The organism is Leptolinea tardivitalis, from assembly GCF_001050275.1.
In the GTDB taxonomy this organism is placed as follows: Bacteria; Chloroflexota; Anaerolineae; order Anaerolineales; family Anaerolineaceae; genus Leptolinea; species Leptolinea tardivitalis.
The window spans coordinates 156171-174620 of record NZ_BBYA01000011.1 but is presented as its reverse complement, the minus strand read 5'-3'; the positions used below and the strand labels follow the sequence as shown (position 1 = coordinate 174620).

General features: G+C 47.4%; 23 protein-coding genes. All 23 read right to left on the bottom strand.

The genetic code is table 11. The features are described 5' to 3' along the window. Positions 1 to 82: 82 nt before the first annotated feature. Positions 83 to 370: a carbon storage regulator CsrA gene (gene csrA, locus LTAR_RS13665; protein ID WP_062422824.1), complete on the bottom strand. Its 288-nt coding sequence runs from the start codon at positions 368 to 370 to the stop codon at positions 83 to 85. A 70-nt stretch (positions 371 to 440) separates the two neighbouring features. Further along, complete coding sequence (locus LTAR_RS13660) at positions 441 to 1352, bottom strand: flagellin N-terminal helical domain-containing protein (RefSeq protein ID WP_062422823.1); 912 nt, start codon at positions 1350 to 1352, stop codon at positions 441 to 443. Positions 1353 to 1366: 14 nt separating this feature from the next. Then, on the bottom strand, positions 1367 to 2869 hold the full coding sequence (gene flgK / locus LTAR_RS13655; protein ID WP_062422822.1) for a flagellar hook-associated protein FlgK: 1503 nt from the start codon (positions 2867 to 2869) through the stop codon (positions 1367 to 1369). Positions 2870 to 2880: 11 nt separating this feature from the next. Beyond that, positions 2881 to 3414, bottom strand: a complete 534-nt coding sequence (locus LTAR_RS13650) for a flagella synthesis protein FlgN (RefSeq protein WP_062422821.1) — start codon at positions 3412 to 3414, stop codon at positions 2881 to 2883. 61 nt (positions 3415 to 3475) lie between these two features. Continuing rightward, positions 3476 to 3781, bottom strand: a complete 306-nt coding sequence (flgM, locus tag LTAR_RS13645; RefSeq protein ID WP_062422820.1) for a flagellar biosynthesis anti-sigma factor FlgM — start codon at positions 3779 to 3781, stop codon at positions 3476 to 3478. A 65-nt stretch (positions 3782 to 3846) separates the two neighbouring features. Beyond that, entirely contained in the window at positions 3847 to 4587 is a 741-nt protein-coding gene (locus tag LTAR_RS13640) for a flagellar hook-basal body protein (protein ID WP_062422819.1), read from the bottom strand. 17 nt (positions 4588 to 4604) lie between these two features. Then, positions 4605 to 5396 carry a flagellar hook-basal body protein gene (locus LTAR_RS13635; RefSeq protein ID WP_062422818.1) on the bottom strand — a complete coding sequence of 264 codons (792 nt, stop codon included), beginning with the start codon at positions 5394 to 5396 and terminating at the stop codon, positions 4605 to 4607. Continuing rightward, positions 5393 to 5785, bottom strand: a complete 393-nt coding sequence (locus LTAR_RS13630; RefSeq protein ID WP_062422817.1) for a DUF6115 domain-containing protein — start codon at positions 5783 to 5785, stop codon at positions 5393 to 5395. Before LTAR_RS13630 ends, LTAR_RS13635 begins: the two co-directional genes overlap by 4 nt. Before the next feature lie 12 nt (positions 5786 to 5797). Further along, a complete protein-coding gene (locus LTAR_RS13625) occupies positions 5798 to 6667 on the bottom strand; it encodes a FliA/WhiG family RNA polymerase sigma factor (RefSeq protein WP_062422816.1) in 870 nt (289 codons plus the stop codon). 8 nt (positions 6668 to 6675) lie between these two features. Further along, entirely contained in the window at positions 6676 to 7035 is a 360-nt protein-coding gene (locus LTAR_RS13620; protein WP_062422815.1) for a hypothetical protein, read from the bottom strand. Then, the gene (locus tag LTAR_RS13615; RefSeq protein WP_062422814.1) at positions 7032 to 8495 is read right to left on the bottom strand and encodes a flagellar biosynthesis protein FlhF; all 1464 of its coding nucleotides are present in this window, start codon (positions 8493 to 8495) and stop codon (positions 7032 to 7034) included. Before LTAR_RS13615 ends, LTAR_RS13620 begins: the two co-directional genes overlap by 4 nt. A gap of 14 nt (positions 8496 to 8509) precedes the next feature. After that, positions 8510 to 10609, bottom strand: coding sequence for a flagellar biosynthesis protein FlhA (gene flhA, locus LTAR_RS13610; protein ID WP_062422813.1), 2100 nt, complete (start codon positions 10607 to 10609; stop codon positions 8510 to 8512). Between the two features lie 12 nt (positions 10610 to 10621). Further along, on the bottom strand, positions 10622 to 11695 hold the full coding sequence (flhB, locus tag LTAR_RS13605) for a flagellar biosynthesis protein FlhB (RefSeq protein ID WP_062422812.1): 1074 nt from the start codon (positions 11693 to 11695) through the stop codon (positions 10622 to 10624). A gap of 3 nt (positions 11696 to 11698) precedes the next feature. Then, positions 11699 to 12460: a flagellar biosynthetic protein FliR gene (gene fliR / locus LTAR_RS13600; RefSeq protein WP_062422811.1), complete on the bottom strand. Its 762-nt coding sequence runs from the start codon at positions 12458 to 12460 to the stop codon at positions 11699 to 11701. A gap of 113 nt (positions 12461 to 12573) precedes the next feature. After that, positions 12574 to 12957, bottom strand: a complete 384-nt coding sequence (locus tag LTAR_RS13595) for a response regulator (protein WP_062422810.1) — start codon at positions 12955 to 12957, stop codon at positions 12574 to 12576. Between the two features lie 8 nt (positions 12958 to 12965). Then, a complete protein-coding gene (locus tag LTAR_RS13590) occupies positions 12966 to 13841 on the bottom strand; it encodes an HDOD domain-containing protein (RefSeq protein WP_062422809.1) in 876 nt (291 codons plus the stop codon). A 16-nt stretch (positions 13842 to 13857) separates the two neighbouring features. Next, entirely contained in the window at positions 13858 to 14127 is a 270-nt protein-coding gene (gene fliQ, locus LTAR_RS13585; RefSeq protein ID WP_062422808.1) for a flagellar biosynthesis protein FliQ, read from the bottom strand. 5 nt (positions 14128 to 14132) lie between these two features. Then, a complete protein-coding gene (gene fliP, locus LTAR_RS13580; RefSeq protein ID WP_081419991.1) occupies positions 14133 to 14948 on the bottom strand; it encodes a flagellar type III secretion system pore protein FliP in 816 nt (271 codons plus the stop codon). After that, positions 14932 to 15444: a FliO/MopB family protein gene (locus LTAR_RS13575; protein ID WP_062422807.1), complete on the bottom strand. Its 513-nt coding sequence runs from the start codon at positions 15442 to 15444 to the stop codon at positions 14932 to 14934. The genes fliP and LTAR_RS13575 overlap by 17 nt, the downstream gene beginning before the upstream one ends. A 4-nt stretch (positions 15445 to 15448) precedes the next feature. After that, the gene (fliN, locus tag LTAR_RS13570) at positions 15449 to 15862 is read right to left on the bottom strand and encodes a flagellar motor switch protein FliN (protein WP_062422806.1); all 414 of its coding nucleotides are present in this window, start codon (positions 15860 to 15862) and stop codon (positions 15449 to 15451) included. Positions 15863 to 15873: 11 nt separating this feature from the next. Next, positions 15874 to 16911 carry a flagellar motor switch protein FliM gene (locus tag LTAR_RS13565; RefSeq protein WP_062422805.1) on the bottom strand — a complete coding sequence of 346 codons (1038 nt, stop codon included), beginning with the start codon at positions 16909 to 16911 and terminating at the stop codon, positions 15874 to 15876. 13 nt (positions 16912 to 16924) lie between these two features. After that, the gene (locus LTAR_RS13560) at positions 16925 to 17644 is read right to left on the bottom strand and encodes a flagellar basal body-associated FliL family protein (RefSeq protein WP_062422804.1); all 720 of its coding nucleotides are present in this window, start codon (positions 17642 to 17644) and stop codon (positions 16925 to 16927) included. Then, positions 17634 to 18449 (bottom strand): OmpA/MotB family protein, encoded by an 816-nt coding sequence (locus tag LTAR_RS13555; protein WP_062422803.1) that lies wholly within the window; start codon positions 18447 to 18449, stop codon positions 17634 to 17636. Before LTAR_RS13555 ends, LTAR_RS13560 begins: the two co-directional genes overlap by 11 nt. Position 18450 lies beyond the last annotated feature (1 nt).

Sequence of the window (18450 nt, the reverse complement as noted above, 5' to 3'; positions counted from 1 at the left end):
AGATTACTGTATCCTATAGTCTTTTGTGCTTCCGTAAATCAGGGATGAAACCTGCGTAAAAATCTATAAAGATGCCAGGTTGTTATTTTCCCTGATCAAAGTCCTTTTCAGTTTCTTCCTCAGAAGGAGTCTGTTGGAGTAATAAATCCCTCAGACTTTCAAAATGGTCAACTTTATTCTGGGCAGCCAGTTGTTCTGCCACAGCACTCTGTTCCTGAATAGCCTGAAACAGCTCTTTTCGAACCACCGGGATGTCTCGAGGTGCATTAATCCCAATTTTCACTTTTTCTTTATCAATGGCGAGAATTGTTATGGTGATATCTTTACCAATAACAATACTTTCTTCCAGTTTTCGCGTGAGAACGAGCATTGGGAATCCTTTTCAGAACGCAATTTTCCATTGTGTCTCAAGGTTCTGACTATGTAGTTGAATTATACGCTTAACCCAATGACTCGAACAAATTCACCATTGATTGAGTTCTTGAGCTGATGGTAATCACCGTTTGGTAAATATTTTCCTGATTGGCCAGCTCTGCCGTCACTTCAGCCATATTGGCCTCTTCCTTTTGAGAAATCAGGGCTTTTATTTCTTTATTGCTTTCACTGATCCGATCCTGGGCAGCTTCAAGAGCCCGAATTCGCGATCCATTAATAGTGGTAGCCAGTGTGACTTCATCCAGTGAAATATCCAACTGAGCGGCCTGGACTCTCAGTTCAGTCGTATTGTTGTCCTTAAGGGCATCCCGCGTTTTGATCAGGGTATTAATCATATGTTCAAATGTGGTTTTGCCGTCAATATTTACTGTTATTGTTTCCCCCGGCCCAATATCCCGACGTATGGCTTGAAAATCCTGGGGCAGACCGGTTTTATAAATAGCCATATCCTTTGTGGGATCAGCTGGATCTGTTCCCATGGTAAATGGTACAGTGTTGGTCGTAAATCCGGAGAAAATATATCGGTCCAAGTGTTTGGTATTGGCCACATCCATGGCTTCTTTGATCATGCCATCAATTTCTTCGGCGATTGTCTTGCGGGTATCTGCCCCTGATGTATCAGAAAGCCCGCGCATCACCGCAGAAATAGCCCGCTGAGTGATATCACCAGCCTGTTGCAGCGCAAAATCAGTGGCATCCATCCAGTCCTTTGTACTCTGAGCAGTGGCTTCATAAACCTGTGAGGTTTGAAGAGCGGATTTGAGGGTTAATACACTGGCATTATTGCTCGGGTTGTCTGACGCTTTCAAGTATTTCTTATGAGTTGCAGACTGTTTCTGCAGGTCATAGAGTTTATCCATGGCATCTGTCATATTGTTGATATTGTTGTTGACAACCATTCTGTTTGTTATCCGCATAATACACCTCCCGGTTATCTTCCAGCCAGACCAAGGTTGGTGACAACCAGTTCAAGCATTTGATCAAATGTATTCATTAATCTGGCAGCAGCCTGGTATGCTCTCTGATATTTGAGCATGTTGGCAGCTTCTTCATCCAGGTTTACCCCGGCGACAGATTCACGCTGCTCATCCATGGCGGTCATGATACTCTTGGTATCCTTTACTCCCGTCTCGGCATGGCGTTGTTCAAGTGCCAGTTGGGTGATGCGGGAGGTGTTGTAATGTCCAATGGATTGTTCACCTGCCGCCATTACCGGGTCTTGTGCATTTGTCAATGCTGTAATTGGTGGAACCCGGGTTGGAAACGTGGTTGTGTTAATGCAATTGGCAATATCCAGCGCATTATTTCCATCACCAGGAGCGCCCACACCAGGTGCTGTCACTTGAGTGGCGGCGGCAATCTGTGTGTAACTGGTGATATTCGTATTTAGTGAAATCGAAAGCGATGCATGAACCGGATTGGTCGATCCATCAGAGAAAACAAAGAAAGGCAGACCGGCATTGCCGTTCAAATCATAACCTGATTGGTGGATGGCATTAACGCGGTTCATCAAGGATGTGGCTGTGTTATCGAGCCTCTTTAGTTGATCCCCGATCACAGTATCTCGCGCATACATGATGCCGCCGATTTCACCATTTTCTATCGTCAAAGCGTTTTTGTCAGGATCATCCGCCCAGTTGATCTTTACCAGATTTCCATTTGCCGCCACAGGTGTCGCTTCCAATTTAAAAGTTCGACTTCCAATAACCAGGGCATGCCCCTGTATAGAAACCAAAACCTGGCCATCATCCTGAATATGAACGGTAGTACCAATATTGGTTGCCAGTTTATCCAGCAATCTATCTCGTTCATCCAGCAGTGCGTTCGGATCACTTGTATCCGTTTGAGAACGTCCGATTTCAGCATTTAGCTCAGCAAGTTGTTTGGCAATCGAGTTGACATCGTCCACCCGCTGGGTAATCGCCAGATTCTGGTCTTTTTGAATCTGGATCAAACTGAGTGCCCTATTTTGAAATCCTTCGACCAATGTCTGAGTGGTCTCAAGTAAATCCTGGCGATTGGCAGCAATATCCGGATCGGTCGCCACAGTCTGCCACCCGGCAAAGAAATTGTTTATCCGATTGGTCAGACTGTCTGATGAAGAATCCGCCAGGTTAGTCTCAATCTCAGATAGCATATCCGTAAGCATGGAATAACGCGAATTTTGTGAAAGCTGGCTGCGATATTGTGTGTCATAAAAATCCAGAGAATAGCGTTTGATGTTACTAATGTAAACACCGGTTCCGATATTCTGAACACCGGCAGAATTGGTAAGCGACATGCTGCGGGCAGGGAAGCCTGCTTTCATCACAGCTTGCTGGCGATGATACCCTTCTGTGTTTGCATTGGCCACATTATTCTGGGTAATTTCAAGCGCCGCTTGTTGAGCCAGTAAATTTTGGAGAGCAACATTAATCCCTGAAAAGCTTGACATCGTGCGTCTCCTTATCCCCGGTGATCCATGCCATAACTGGCAGGTGGAAGTCCAGCTTTGGTGGCAGCTCCTGAAGCTTCGTAGTAGCTTGGAGATGAGAACAAGCCAACCAGGTAATTCTGGAGAGCTGTAATCCGTTCCATGTTCATCTCAGCCAGTGCCAGATTGGCCCGGTTCAATTCCCGGATTTTGCTTTGCAACGCCACAATACCTTCTTGAAGTCTGTAAACCCGCTCAGAAGCTGTCAATTGTAATCTCAACAATAATTCATTCAAACTTAAGACTTCATTCTTAAGTCCACAATTCTGAGCCAATTTTTCTAGTTGAGATCGCCGCGATTCCTCATCACTGCCAAGCTCATCTAGAAGGGTTTCTTTCTGTTCAACCAGATGAGACAGAGCATTGACATCCTTCTGTACCAATGCCTGACGTTCTTGCTGCAAGACAGTCAATAATGACTGACAAACACGAAATTCATTCACCATGACCGCTTCAATAGCGCTCATGATTTCTTGCGGGGTTTCTTTGGGTGCCTGAACTACCATCGTTCCTCCACTCTCAGGCCGCCCGGTATGAATCCTCCTCTTCTGCTGTGATGGCAGAGAGTTACTTCAAGCCCGGCAGGCCGCTCATTTTCTTGGCAAGCCCTTCGTAGTTCACCTGGTACTGACCTTCCAGAATCTGGCTACGTAAAGCTTCCACTTTTTCCATGCGGACTTCCGGAGTACCTTCCATTTTTGACAATGCCTTGGAAAGCAATTGCGCCTGATCCGAAAGGATTGCATGGTCTTTTTCGGTTGTCCGGGCAGCCGGAGCGGACGTGGTTTTCTGCAGCTGTGAACGCTCAACTGAGCTGATGTTCTCAGTTTTTTGCGGAATTATATTTGATGCAGGATTGTTTTCGATTTTCATAGGATCCTTTACCTCCGGTATTGCTTATTCGGCTGCTCTTATTATCGGCACCGGTGGTAAAAACTTTATCCCTGGCGCATATGAATTGCCTGGGAAATCATATTATCTGTCTTTTCCAATGCCCTTGCGATAGATTGAAATCCGCGCTGGGTACGGATTAGGTGGGTAATTTCTTCCGAAACATTCACAGTGGATGATTCAATAGTATACCCACGTATCTTCCCAAAATTCTCACTTCCTGGAACACCAGTCTGGGCGGCGCCAGAGGCGTCTGACGCTTTCCAGATATTCGATCCGGCGCTTTCAAGACCTGTGGGATTATTGAAGATACTGAGTTTTACACTGCCAGCATCATGCCATTCACCATTTACACGCGCCCGAATGGTTCCATCGGTATCCACATTTACCATATCAGCATCAGCCGGTATGGTTCCCGTCCAATCCAGTTTATATCCAGAAGAATTTACGATATTCCCATTTTTATCGAGGCTGAATGTTCCATCCCGGGTGTAGCCGAGAGTGCCATCAGGAAGTTTTATTCCAAAGAAACCGGCGCCTTCAATTCCCCAATCCATCGGATTATTGGTAATCGATAGAACACCCTGCGCCGTACCTGACTGTGTGCAGGCGGCGTATGTGCCGCTGATCTCTTTATTGTTTAAAAGCTCCTGAAAATTTATCCGGCTTTGTTTATAACCGGCTGTATGAATATTGGCGATATTGTTGCTAATACTATCCATATCCAACTGCCGGGCTATCAAACCGTTGGTTGCCAGATGATATAAACCACCAAATGACAAAGGCATCTTATCCTCCTTTTATCCTAAAACTTACCCAGAGTATTGATTGACTGCCCCAACAGGCTGTCTTGCTGTTGAACTAATCTTTGAGCTGCTTCATACGCCCGCGATGTTTGAATCATCTGGGTCATCACCTGGGTAAGGTCAACATTACTGGATTCCAGAGCATACTGCCTCACAGTGACTTTGCTCAGGTCGGTTGATGCACCCGTACCAGTAAATGTATTTTCTCCGTCGCGCGTGAGCGAAGTTGATGGATCAGCGAAATATGCAATACCCAGTTTGGCCACATTTTTCCCATTAACAGAGATTTGTCCTTGCTCATCAATGGAAATATCACCTTTTGGCAGGGTGATGGTTCCTCCACCTTCAGCCAGGACCTCATTACCATCCGCAGTTTTCAATACACCGTTGCCATCTTTAATAAACCGACCGTCTTTTGTATATCGTTCACCGGCAGCTGTTTGAATCCGAAAAAAACCATTCCCTAGAACTGCCACATCCAGTTCACGATTGGTAACCTGCACCGCACCTTCGGTAAAATCGGTCGTTTCTTCTCCAGTCATCACACCCAATCCAAGGTCACCCAATCGGGAGATTTTATTAAATCCCCGGCTTTGCAGGATGGCCGGCAATTCCGGATTACTTGCAAATGGACTGGTATTTGACACAGGAGTGGTGATAAATTCATCCATGGATGTCAAAATTTGTTTGAAACCCGGTGTGTCAAGGTTATCAATATTATGTGTAAGCACCATTTGACGTTGCATACCAGTAACCATGGCTGAGGCAGCCGCATAAAATCCCTTGATCATGAGATCCTCCTGCTGGTGGAATTGGCAAGGTTCACCACCATACGAACTTCATCACGGGGCATACCCATCTGACGGGCAATATCCACATCAGTCATACCGCCAGACGCCATCGCCACAATCACCTGATTGCGTTCTCTGGCATCACCCGTAGAACCGGCCGTGGTTCTTTTTGAGGCAGATAACAGGCTTTGAAAATCATCCTGTGCCAGAATGCCGGTAGCTTCAGCCGGGGCTGTTTCTCTTTGCTGGGTAACCAGGGTTTTCAACTGGCTTACAACAGGAGTTAACTTATCAGCCTGCTTTTGGCTGCCTCGAATTCGGGCAGTCTCACGAGCCAATTGCACGAGATTCAGTGTGTCACTGAGCAGATTGTTTTGAATACCATCCATATTCCTCTCCTCCTACCGGTAACGGTCCAACATGGAATGCGCCGGCGGTTGGGATAATTCAGAATTCTTCTTCTGTTTTGCCTGTTCTTGTTTCGAAGGGCGGCCGCGTCGTTTGGAATTAACCTCTCCATTCAGGAGCGACTGCAGGCTAACAACTGCCCGTCCATGTATCTGACACACGCGGGATTCAGAAATATCCAGGGTTTTTCCAATTTCTTTGAATGTGAGTTCGTCAAAATAATATAGAGAAAGGACCATCTGCTCACGTTCTGGAAGAGCCTTAATCGCTTCAACCAGTTTCGCCTGCATATCCTTCTCTTCATACATGTCAGATGGATTTTCCTGCTGTTCATCCATCAACCATTCATGCATGGATGATTCACCATCTTCGCTGTTCATTTTGTTGGTGGTTTCATCCAGTGAAATGATTACACGGCTTGAATCCACCTGGATTTGTGAAAGTTCTTCCAGATTCAAATTCAGATAGCCGGCCAATTCTTCATCAGTGGGAAGCCGATGCAGTTTATGTTCAAGGTCTACCATGGCATTTTGCATCGCCCTTACTTTTTGTCGGGCGATCCGGGGAAGCCAATCCAGGTCACGCAGATAGTCAAGCACCTTGCTGCGAATTTTCAACGTGGCATAGGTGGATAAACGGGTGCCGTAAGCCGGATCAAAATGGTCTACGGCTTCTATCAACCCAAGCATTCCCTGACTGGCCAGATCTTCATATTCAACCCCGCCATAGGGATTAAATCCCAACCGGCCAAGCACAAAATGAATCAGCGATACATACCGCATGATCAATTCTTCTCGCAGCTCCGGATTGCGGGTCGTGAGAAATGTTTCAATCATTTCAGCTTCAGCTTTGGGATCTTCCATACGTCACTTCAGGCTTCTTTTTCCAATTCGCCAACCGGTTCTTCCGAAGTAGTTCCGGCTGGTTTGTCGATATCTTTTTCCGGCAATTTCTCTATCATCTCTTCCAATGTGGCTTTGACAAAGTACCGGCCAAGAAGGAAATTTAAAACATAAATCGGAATGCCAACAGCCAAAATTGCCACAGCCGTTCGTAAAATGACAATCAAAGGTTCCACATTTGCCAGAACGGACAGAACTGCAGTGATAATGGCCACAACCAACACGAAAATTTGTGAGAGGTTCATGAAGATGTCCACCAGCAATGGCAAACGATTTGCGCTGCTGGCTGGTCCAGGCAGGTTGGAGATGATATCTTTATCAGCCCTCATCGATCAAACCTCTCAGTAAACAATGATTGCACCAACCGTGCGCTCGCAGCTGGGATCAGGTCATCGAGAACCCGGGCGCCGCAACTGAAATAAGCGAAAGGTAATTGTGAACGCCAACCCAGGTTATAGACAGCACCGAAAGAATTTGTTTCATCCAATTTGGTAACGACCAATGCACGGGGATTGAATACAGAAAAGGCACTGGTTGTATTCATCAGATCATTTTCTTTCGCTATGGCCGGTACCACTACCCAGGTTGAGCGGTCAGGTATAGCTGTCAGGAAGGCGCCAATTTCCACTAGAGATTCTTCACTCCGTGGGTTACAGGCCTGGGTATCTACAATAATCAGGTCATTTCCATGAAACGAGTCGATGATGGCGGCACATTCCTGGGGAGTATAGGCTATCTGCATGGGGATGTTGATGGCTTCTGTAAAAGCTCGGGCTTCCGCAATCCCACCGGTACGAACGGTATCTGCACATACCCAGGCGACAGAACGTTTCAATTCTTTTTTATATCGGACGGCCAGTTTTGCAGCGAAACTGGTTTTACCAGCTCCACTGGTGCCAACCATGCAGACAACCCGTTCACGGGTCGTTAATTCTCGTTGAACTTTAATATAGGCTTCTAATTGACGGCGCAGGTGCTCCACCAGCTTCCTGTCATCCATGGCCGTCTGGTATCCGAGAGTATCGGCACTGAGCTGGCAGATCCGCTTAACCAGACCAACCTCAACACCCTGACGGATCAACTGGTCGTACATCTTTTGTAGAACAGGCCAGGCGCCTTCAATGGTTTGGGGAACTTCCGGAATCGGAGCCCACGGCACCTGTGGCAAATTCAACGGGGGCAGCTTCTGATGAGCAGAAGGAACTTGAACGATGCGCACATCTTCCAATGTTTCATCTCGACCAAGCTGCTGGAGAAGATCGATCGTTGCTTCAGTAACCGGTTTAGAAGCAATCTTCTTCCCCTTGATTTCCACCACATCTGTAAGGGCAGATTTATCCTGGTTAATTTCAGTTTCGGATTTATCGGTTTCTTTGGATAATTCGGCTGAAACCGGACGAGAAACAGAAATATCGGCTTGATCCGTCTGTCTGGCTGGAGCAGGGGAAGTTCGCATATCTGGAGTCTGAATTTCGGTTTTCCTGGTCTTTTGAGTTCCAGCCGGGTGTATTTTTTTGGGAAGAACCGTATCTTTACGGGTCAAATCAGGAGAAACCTTCTTTTGAGTCGTTGAAGATGGTTTTTCCGATGTTTGTGCCGTGGTTGAGACTTCTTCTCCCGGTTCCAGGCGCACTGCCACAACTTCAACCAGAGGTTTACGCCATACCTGCCACGGCTGACCGCCGGGGATTTGGCGGGCAGAAACGACCAGAGCTTCAGCACCCAGGTCTTTTTTGACCTGTTCGAGAGCCTCCATCATGGTTTCTGCGCGAAATGTCCGGGTAATCATCTTGATTCCTTACCTTATGCCACAGCCTTTTCAAAGGTCAGATCGACCATACCATGTGCCTGAACACGGGTTCCAGAGCTGATTTCTGAAAAAGCCAGAACCACCAGATTTGGAAAAGCCTGTTCCACCAACCGCCGGAACGCCAGTCTCAACTCGCGCGGGCACAATAATACCGGCGGATGACCTTCCTGAGCCAATGCCTCCATACGTTCACCCGTGGCATTCAGAATGGATTGTGCGGTAACAGTATCGATAGAGAAGCCTAAACCGCTGTCAGTGGCGCTGAGGGATTCCTTAAGTGTCATCTCCAACTGGGGAGACAGGGTGAACACATGCAGGAAGCCGTCTTCTTCGCGGTAAAGATTGGATAATGTACGGGCCATGGTCTGGCGCACAGCCTCTGCCAGAATAGCCGGGTCACGCGTAGAAGCGGCATGTTTGCCGAGGACTTCAATAATTCCGCTCAGGTCGCGAATGGGTACCCGTTCTTTCAAAAGGTTCTTTAAGACATCCTGAACATCACCGAGACGGATAATATCGGGAATAACGCCTTCAACCGCTGCAGGTGTTTTCTCTTTCAATTGATTCAACATTTCCTGTACCATCTGACGGCTGAGCAGGTCAGAAGCATGCGATCGAATGACCTCAGTCAGGTGCGTGGAAAGCACAGCCAACGGAGATACCACAGTGTAATTCATCAATTCGGCTCTGCCCTTTTCGGCATCGCTGATCCAATATGCAGGTAAACCGAAAGCCGGTTCTGTTGTGGCAATTCCCTGCAGGTTTTCTTCCGATTGTGATCCAGGGATGGCCAGGAAACGATCAATCATCAATTCACCGCGAGCCACTTCTTCTCCGCGGATCTTCAGGCGGTACGTTTGCGGCGGGAGGCGCAGATTATCGCGAATACGTACCACTGGTAATACAAATCCAAGTTCACTAAGCATCTGACGCCGTATGTTGGTGATCTGATGCAGCAGATTATCTGCCCGTTCTTCATCCACCAGAGGGATAAGCCCGTAACCCACTTCCAGTTCCAACGGGTCAATGACCACCATACCCATCATTTCTTCCGGAGATTCCAACGGTGCGGTGGGAGCTTCTTCTGCAGGAGCAGCTTCGAGCGCAGCTGCCTTCTTTTCCATCCGGCGGACATAATACGCCCCGCCGCCCAGCACACCAGCCACCAGAATAAATGGCAGCTTCGGCAAGCCAGGGATGAACATCATCAAACCTACCACCACAGCCGAAGCCAGCAGAGCATTGTAGTTCGAAAGCTGCTTGGTCACAGAAGCGCCCAGGGCGCCTTCATTGGCGTTGCGGGTAATGATCAAACCAGCGGCCGTTGAAACCAGCAAGGATGGGATCTGAACGGCCAATCCGGAACCGACGGTCAGAAGAGTATAGGTCTTCAGAGCATCCATCAGGCTGAGATTCCGCTGGAACATACCGATGACAAAACCACCGATAATATTGACAATGATCACGATCACAGCGGCAATGGCATCACCGCGCACAAACTTGCTGGCACCGTCCATTGAGCCGTAAAAATCAGCTTCCGTCTGAATTTCCTTGCGACGGGCACGTGCCTGTTCTTCGTTGATAATTCCAGCATTTAGATCAGCATCAATGGAAAGTTGTTTGCCAGGCATGGCATCCAACGTAAAGCGGGCGGCCACTTCTGCCACACGTCCGGCGCCGTTGGTGATAACCGCAAACTGGATGATCATTAACATCAGGAAAATGACCACACCCACCACATAATTTCCGCCAATCACCAGATTACCAAATACTTTCACCACTTCACCGGCATCGCCATCAATGAGAATCAACCGGCTGATGGAAATATTTAATCCAAGACGGAAAAGGGTGATCACCAGAAGCATGGATGGAAAAATGGAAAAATCCATAGGCCGGGTGATATACAGACTTAAGAACATCGTTCCAAGAGACATGGCGAGATTGAGGATCACCAAAACATCTACAAAACCGCTGGGAATGGGAACAATCATTAAAGCGACCAGAATGACCACTCCAAAGGCCATTACAAGGTCGTTGGATTGCAGTAATGTTCTCCAGTCAAACCGGTTGACAGTTGTTTTAGCAGTTGCCATACTGTGTATTCCTTATGCCTCGGCAGCCGCAGGCTGCATATTCTTGTTCTTCAAGCGGTAAACATAGGCGAGCACTTCCGCCATAGCCACATATAACTCCGGCGGAATAGGGTGCTCCAATTCCACCATCTTGTACATTGCCCGCGCCAGGGGCACATTTTGTACCACCGGAACGTTGTTTTCTCGGGCAATTTCAACAATACGTTGGGCCACATAGAAAGCCCCTTTGGCCACAACAATGGGGGCATTCATTTTGCCCGATTCATAAATGATCGCCACGGCATAGTGCGTAGGGTTGGTGACAATCACATCAGCTTTGGGCACGCGAGACATCATCCTGGATTGCGCCATGCGACGCTGCTGCTGGCGGATGCGACCACGCAGGAAGGGATCACCTTCGGTCTTTTTAAGGTCATCCATCACCTCCTGTTTGGACATGCGCAACTGCTTCATGTAATTCCAACGCTGGTAAGCATAATCAGCCGCTGCCAGAATGAGAAAAGATCCAGCCACCCGCCACATCAAACTGGTAGCCAGTCCCATCCACTGACTGATCTCCTGGTCAAGCGGCATCTGGATCATCTGGATGATGGGACCAAAATTGGCCATCAGAAAGCTGTAGACCGGCCATCCGACCACCAGTAATTTCAGGAGTGATTTAAGAGTTTCCACAACACCCTGCATTGAGAAGATACGTTTGAAACCATTAATAGGATTCAAACGCGAACCATCAAAGAAGGGGCGTTTTGAAGCCCAGAGAAAATTTGTTTGAATCAGTGTCGTACCCGCCCCAACAACGAGCAAAACCAGGATGATTTCACCAAGAGGAACAATAAAAAATGAGAAATTTCTGTAAACCATTTGCCGGAGCCAGATATCTGATATTTCTGTTGTTGGCAGGTTTGTGACGGTATAACGAAGCAGCCCTTGAAGGCCAGTTACCAGGTTCTTGCCAACTCCTGTAATCAACCAGATACCAACCATCAGGCTGACCGCTGCATTCATTTCAATGCTGCGGGCTACCTGCCCACGCTCGCGGGCTTCCCGAATACGTCCAGAAGTTGGGGCTTCAGTCTTATCAGCCATTATTTATGCACCCAGAATTTGCAACATCCGAGGACCGATGTTCTTGAATGCCCGGTCAAGGGATGGCACTAAAAGACCAAACAGGAGGGAAAGAGCAAAAAGACCGACCCATACTTTGATCGGCAAACCAAGGAAAAACACATTGACCTGGGGAGCGACCTTGGCCAGTAACCCCAGAGTCAGGTCAGTAAGGAAAAGCGCCCCCACAACCGGGAGTGCCATTTGCACCCCTGACATGATCAATCCTGATGAAATAGTCAAAAGGGCTTCCGGGTTTATCTCGGGAAGCGGCTGGTTCAACGGAAGCAATTTGAATGTGTCCTGCAACCCAATCAAAAAGATATGATGCCCATTTGTCACAAGAAAATAAAGCATCACCACCAGAACAAAGAACTGATCAATCGTTCCACCGGCATCACTCATGGCCGGGTTGAATACCTGCCCCGCGCCGAAGCCGCTGGACATATCGATCAATTTTCCTGTGATTTGAAAAGCACCAAAGGTGAGTGCTGCAGCAAAACCGGCCAGAAAACCAATAATCAGCTCGCGCAAGATCAACCCGGCATACGCCAGCCAGGGTATGGCGGCGGCATTTTCCGGCAATGGATTCCACGGGATAACGATCATGGCAAGAATTACGCCCAATCCGAGTTTGACCTGATTGGGCACAATTTCTGATCCGAAAACTGGAACCTGAACCAGGATCGCTAACACACGTGTTAACGCCAGAAAGAAAAGTTGTGTCTGTGCAATAGATACAATCATTGGAAATATCCGATTCGCTCTGTGATTAGGATACCGGATACGTTTTTTTTGAACAGTAAATTGAATGTGAAGCAGGTCTAAAGAACGCGTAAAAAATGCCGATAAGATTTTCTTTATGGAAGATACATAAGAACTTTTTGTCTGAAGTTATCCAGATCAATCGGCTTAAGGATAAAGTCAACCGCACCCAGAGCTTTTGCCTGCTGCACCACTTCACGGAACCCTAATGCAGAAACCACCAGAATCGGGAACGGCCGGCCTAAACGGTTGCCAAGCTGGTGGAACTCTCGGAGCAAATCAAGGCCGCTGCATCCGGGCAGGATAAGATCCAATAAAAGCATATCCGGTTTCCACCGGATTACCCCTTCGCGGATTTCATTTTGTTGACAGGTGATCTTCACCTGACACCCCAGCTCCCGCAGGCTTAGCGAAAGCAGGTCTGCGACACATTTGTCTTCTTCTGCGATCAAAACCCTGTTGGAACGATTAACCGGCAATGGTTGGGTTATCTCCCGGTGCCAAAATTCATTTTGTAGTATGACACCATCTGCTGGTTCATATTTGCCACTTGCTCCGGCGACAGATGGAGTATCTCATACGTCTTATCATCCACTTTTCTCGGGCCGAGTCGTGTCAGTGTTTCGGAATCAACCGGTGTAAGAGCATTGGCAAGATTCGTGATGGCAGCCAGGGTTCTATATTCACCGGCATTGGCAGGATCGTGATGGTATTGGATCCCGCTGATCAGGATCATCGGGAAAGTCCATTTCTGGGCCATCAGGCTGCCGATATAAGCATGGTCAATGCCAAAGGTTTTCCGTTCTGTTTCCCAGATGGTGGAACTGGTTTTCTTCTTCGAATTGAAAACCCATTTGTATTCTTCTTCGGCGAATTTATTCAACACAATTTTCCCGATATCATGAAGCAGACCGGCTGCATAGGCTTCTTCCGGCTCAGTGTAATTAATTGCCCGGGCAAACCATTGTGCGGCGACCGCGGTGGCCACCGAATGGGACCACATGTCACCGGCTGCCATGTTGTAACCTGCCAGAGAACCATCCATACCGCGGCTGGCTGCCACAGCCAAAACCAGGGTACGGATGCGTTTATATCCCAACCGCATCACGGCTTCTTTCAATGTTGCACATGAAGGTCCGTATCCAAGAAATGCGGAATTGGCTGCCTGAAGCACATTGGCTGCCAGGGCTTGATCTAATCCAACAATTTCTGACACATAACCGGCACTCGAACCAGGTTCATCCAGACTTCGCAGAATCCGGGTGATCACCATAGGAATAGGACGCATTAATTCTATCGAGTGAAGAATCTTCTTTACTCGCCGGTCAACAATCAATGCTTCATCGGGCTGCGGTGCTACCATCTATCTCCTGATACAGTTATTTTACTAAATTTGGGAGATCATTAAATATACCAGATGTATAGCTGATTATTTGCTGCCCCATCCATCCACCTAAAAGAGTGAGTACCAGTATGATGGCAATGATTTTTGGGACAAATGTCATTGTGGCTTCGTTGATTTGAGTGGCTGCCTGAATCAATGAAACCAGACTGCCAATGACAAGGCTGACAATCAGCACTGGCCCGGCGATCATGATCGCTACGGTTAATGAGTTCTGTGCAAAGGAAATAAGATAGGCTTCGGTCATTGTCGTTACTTGAAGCTCAAGAGTAAGGAGCGGGTAATCAAATACCAACCATCTACCATAACAAATAATAACAGTTTAAAGGGCAGTGAAACAAGGGAAGGCGGCATCATCATCATACCCATGGATAGCAGGATACTGGATACCACCATATCAATAATCAGGAATGGCACATAGATCACAAATCCCATCGTGAAGGCGGTCTTTAATTCACTAATCACAAAGGCAGGCATCAAAACAACCGTATCAATATCCTGCAACGAATTTGGACGTGGAGAATTACTCATGGCAAGAAAGAGTTCTATGTCTTTTTCGCGAGTGTTCTTGAACATGAATTCTCGGAAAGGATCAACTGCCTTTTTCAGAAATGTCTCCTGATCAATCTGATTGGCAGAATACGGTTTGATCGCATCATTATTAACTTTATTAATAATGGGTGACATGCTGAAAAATGTAAGCAACAGCGCCAGCCCGATAATGACCTGGTTAGGAGGTGCTGTCGGAGTGCCGATGGCATTTCGCAACATAGATAGCACAATCACAATACGAGTAAATGAGGTAGCCAGGATCAGGATGGAGGGCGCCAGGCTCAATACGGTCAACAGAACCAGGAGTTGAACACCACTGGTTATTTCTTTCGGTTGGCCGGTGGGATTAAGAGTTAGAGAAACACCGGGAGCTGTAGTGGATTCTGAAATGCCGGCGCACCCGGAAAGAAATACGGTTAATACCATCAGAGCTATGGCTGCCCAGAAAAACCGATTTGCCACCCGGCGGTCCGGTTCTTTTTTTGTTATTGTAGATAATTTATTCTTGTCTATCATGGTTTTCCAAAGAATCCCCTTTCCGTTTGGAAAGCAGAGATTCAAATTCATTCGATGAAATCTGTGGTGTTGCAGGTTCCATCCCTGAAGTTTCCAATTCTGCGATCAACTGGATGGAAGCATCCGTTGCCCCTACAAGGAATTCGCGGTCATCTGTTTTAATGAGCAGCAGTGATTGTTTCGGCGAGAGATGAAAGCGTTCCACGACGGTAATTCTGCGCTGGGTTGTTCCTGTTTTTCCCGATTGCCACTTTCTATAAAAAATGAAGGCTACATACACAAGACCAATGACAGCCATCCAACGAAAGAATACGGAAAGCGCCAGTCCGGTACTTCCGAATGGGCTTGATGGAGTTTCACCGGGAACAGCCGGCACAGGTTCGCTGAGCAGCAATCCCACAGATAGAACAACAAACAGAATCACAATCCACAGCCAGGTTGTGAACCCCTTCACTGAACGAAGACGTTCCCAGGCCTGTTTCAATTGATCCAGCATGAGATTATTCTTTCGTCTCGGGTGCGATCAATTCGGTGATACGCACTCCAAATTTGTCATCAACCACCACTACTTCGCCGCGAGCCATCAGGTGCTCGTTGACAAAAATATCAACAGGTTCACCGGCAATACGGTCAAGTTCTACAACCGACCCCTTTTGCAGCTCCAGCACATGTTTGATAGACATCTGCGTTCTTCCCAGTTCAACCGTGAAAAGCAGGTTGACGTCCATCAACATATTGATGGCTGAATTTCCGGAGATTCCAGCCGGTTTTTCTTCGGCTACTTCTGCAGCCGGTTGACCACTGGCGGCAGCAGAATCCCCTCCAAGCATCGCATTAATACTTTCCTGTAATGCTTCCATGCTTTGGTTCTGTCCATCCGTGGACTCCGTAGGTTGCAGAATTTCATCCGTCATATCAATTTCTCCTATTTTCCCGGGGCGACTTTCGGTATATTCACAGGCCCACTGATCTGCACGGCAAGATGGTTGGCCTGTTTTCCGATGCGACCTTTGAACCGGGTTGTCCCGGCGACCTGGATCATTACGTCCTGATTTATGGATGAATCCAGGACCAATACATCACCAACAGCAAGGTTGGACATTTCTTTTATAGAAAGTTGTACAGTCCCAAGTATGGCTTTCAATGGGACTACTGTGCGATACAGGCTTTCCAGGTTGGTCTGCCGTGCACTGTAATCTACCACCTGTTCTTTCTTGCCTGTAATAATCACATGGGGATTGAGTTCGTTGATTACCGGCTTCAACATAGAATAAGGAATATAAAAACTCATGGTTCCGGTTGTGTCTTTGATCATCATTTCAAATGTGACCATCAACACACGCTCATTGCCCATCATCATCTGAACCCAATGCTGGTTGACGGTACTGTCGATCAGTTTAGGTTCAACACTCACCACTTTTCCCCAGGATGCTTTTACGTCATTTAGCATATTCTCAACCAGATCCTGCAACAGGTTCTGGTCAATTTCAGTCAGCGAGTGACTGCGTCCGCGGCTGTCTGAAGCACCTCCCAGGCGTTGTTCCAGAATAACAAAATTTACATCATCGCTGAATACCACAACGATCTGGCCAGGCAGAGGAGCCAGAGAGACAAGATGATATAGCGTGGTCGGGGCCAGGTCAGCCATGAAATCATGGAATCTGCCCTGCTCTGTATGCACAACCCGAGGACGTAAGTTGGTACGAATGAAGGAAGGCAGGCTGTTGGTCAACCGTTCGCCTAATTCTTCATGGACCAATTCAATAGCTCTGATCTGTTCTTTCGAAAACCGGTCAGGTGACCAGAAATTGTACGGGCGAACATTTTTCTCAGAAGAAGCCGTTTCTTTTGGTTGCCCGGTCTTGCCCATCATATCGGCAAGATTGACATTCTCCTGATTTTCGGTTCCTTCGATTTCTATTGCCCCATTAAGAAGGGCATCAATCTCTGCCTGAGTTAACATAACGCACCTTCTTTTATTGCATTACAAATTCTTTGAAATAGACACGGATCACACGGTAATCTGGCAACTGGTTGTTGACGGTATCCATGATTTCCTGTCGAAGGGCTTCCTTGCCCTCTGCAGTATATACAGACTGGAAATCTTTCGAAGAGAGTATGGTCACAATGATGTCATCGAGAATCGGAAGTTTAGAGTTGAGTTCCGTTGTGAAAGTAGCCAGTGCCGTTGTTTTTTCTTCTTCCTTAAGATTTGCATAATCTTCGGGTGGAGCAAATTCAAGAGTAGCCGTCACACGGATAAATTTCTTACCACCTGGCTCGGCCAGGTTGACAATCTTGGTTCCAGTGTCGATCATAATTCCCTGACCAGGCTGTACATCGCCTGATGAGTTGGAATTCTTCTTGTTGGAAGATGAATTTGCTTTTGCTGGTTGAGAAGGCTCTGCAGCAGCAGGCCTTCCGGTGATGATGGCTATCGGGTTGGCGCTGCCGCCATTTACCACCTGCTCTCCTGCAGCCGGAGCCGCACCTTCAACCGCCGGCTGCGTTACTCCAACTGGCAGCTGATAGACCAGATAGATGGGTTTTGGGAAGGTATCCGGGGCAAAAAGCACATAGACAACCAGCAAATTGGTTACCGCGGTTGTCATGAGAATAACACCGGCAACAAAGTAGATTATGATCTTAAAAACATTGGTTTTTGCCTTGGGTTTGGCAGGAGCATCAGTGCTCATTTGTGGTTACCTCCTTGGTGGGCTCAGGAACCTGTTGGTTTGTTGTATCTCCGGGTAAATTCCTGATGTCCAATTGGGCTACATCTGTACTGATCGGGTAAACAACCACAATCTCAGCCCGGCTGTTCAGATTGCGGTGTTCAGGAGTATCGTTAGGAAAGAGGGGTTGGTATTCACCACGTCCAGAAGGAATCATGCGATCGGGAGAAATTCCCTTTACCTGAAGATACCGTACAATCTCATTTGCGCGAGCAAGGGAAAGCGCCCAATTATCCGCGTAGCGCGGGTCAAGTGGTACAGTATTATCCGTATGTCCGATTACACGAACATCATTGGGTATTTCCTGAACCATGGCGGCGATTGTATCAAGCACCGGGTAAGCTGTTGGTTGCAGCTCTGCCCTGCCTTCGATAAATGTGATCTCCTGACTTAATGAAATCAACACACCTTCAACATTGTTTTGCACGCTGACTTCACTGCTCAATCCATTTTCCTTCAACAGATCAGTCAGTTTTCCTGCCACTTCATTACCAACCGATGAAATAACTGGCAGCCCTTCTACCACAATTGGCTGGGCTGACATGTTATTGTTCAAACCGCCGGATTGGTCAATATTTGGATCAACCACTTTAGGAGGGGCACCGCCTACTGTAAAGGCTGCTTTGAGGTTTTGTGCCAGCGCTTTATATTTTTGAACATCGATTTGACCCATTGAATATAAAACCACAAACAACACCATCAGGAGGGTGATGAAGTCAGAGTAACTGACCAACCAACGGTCGTTTCCACCGCCATGACTGCTCATA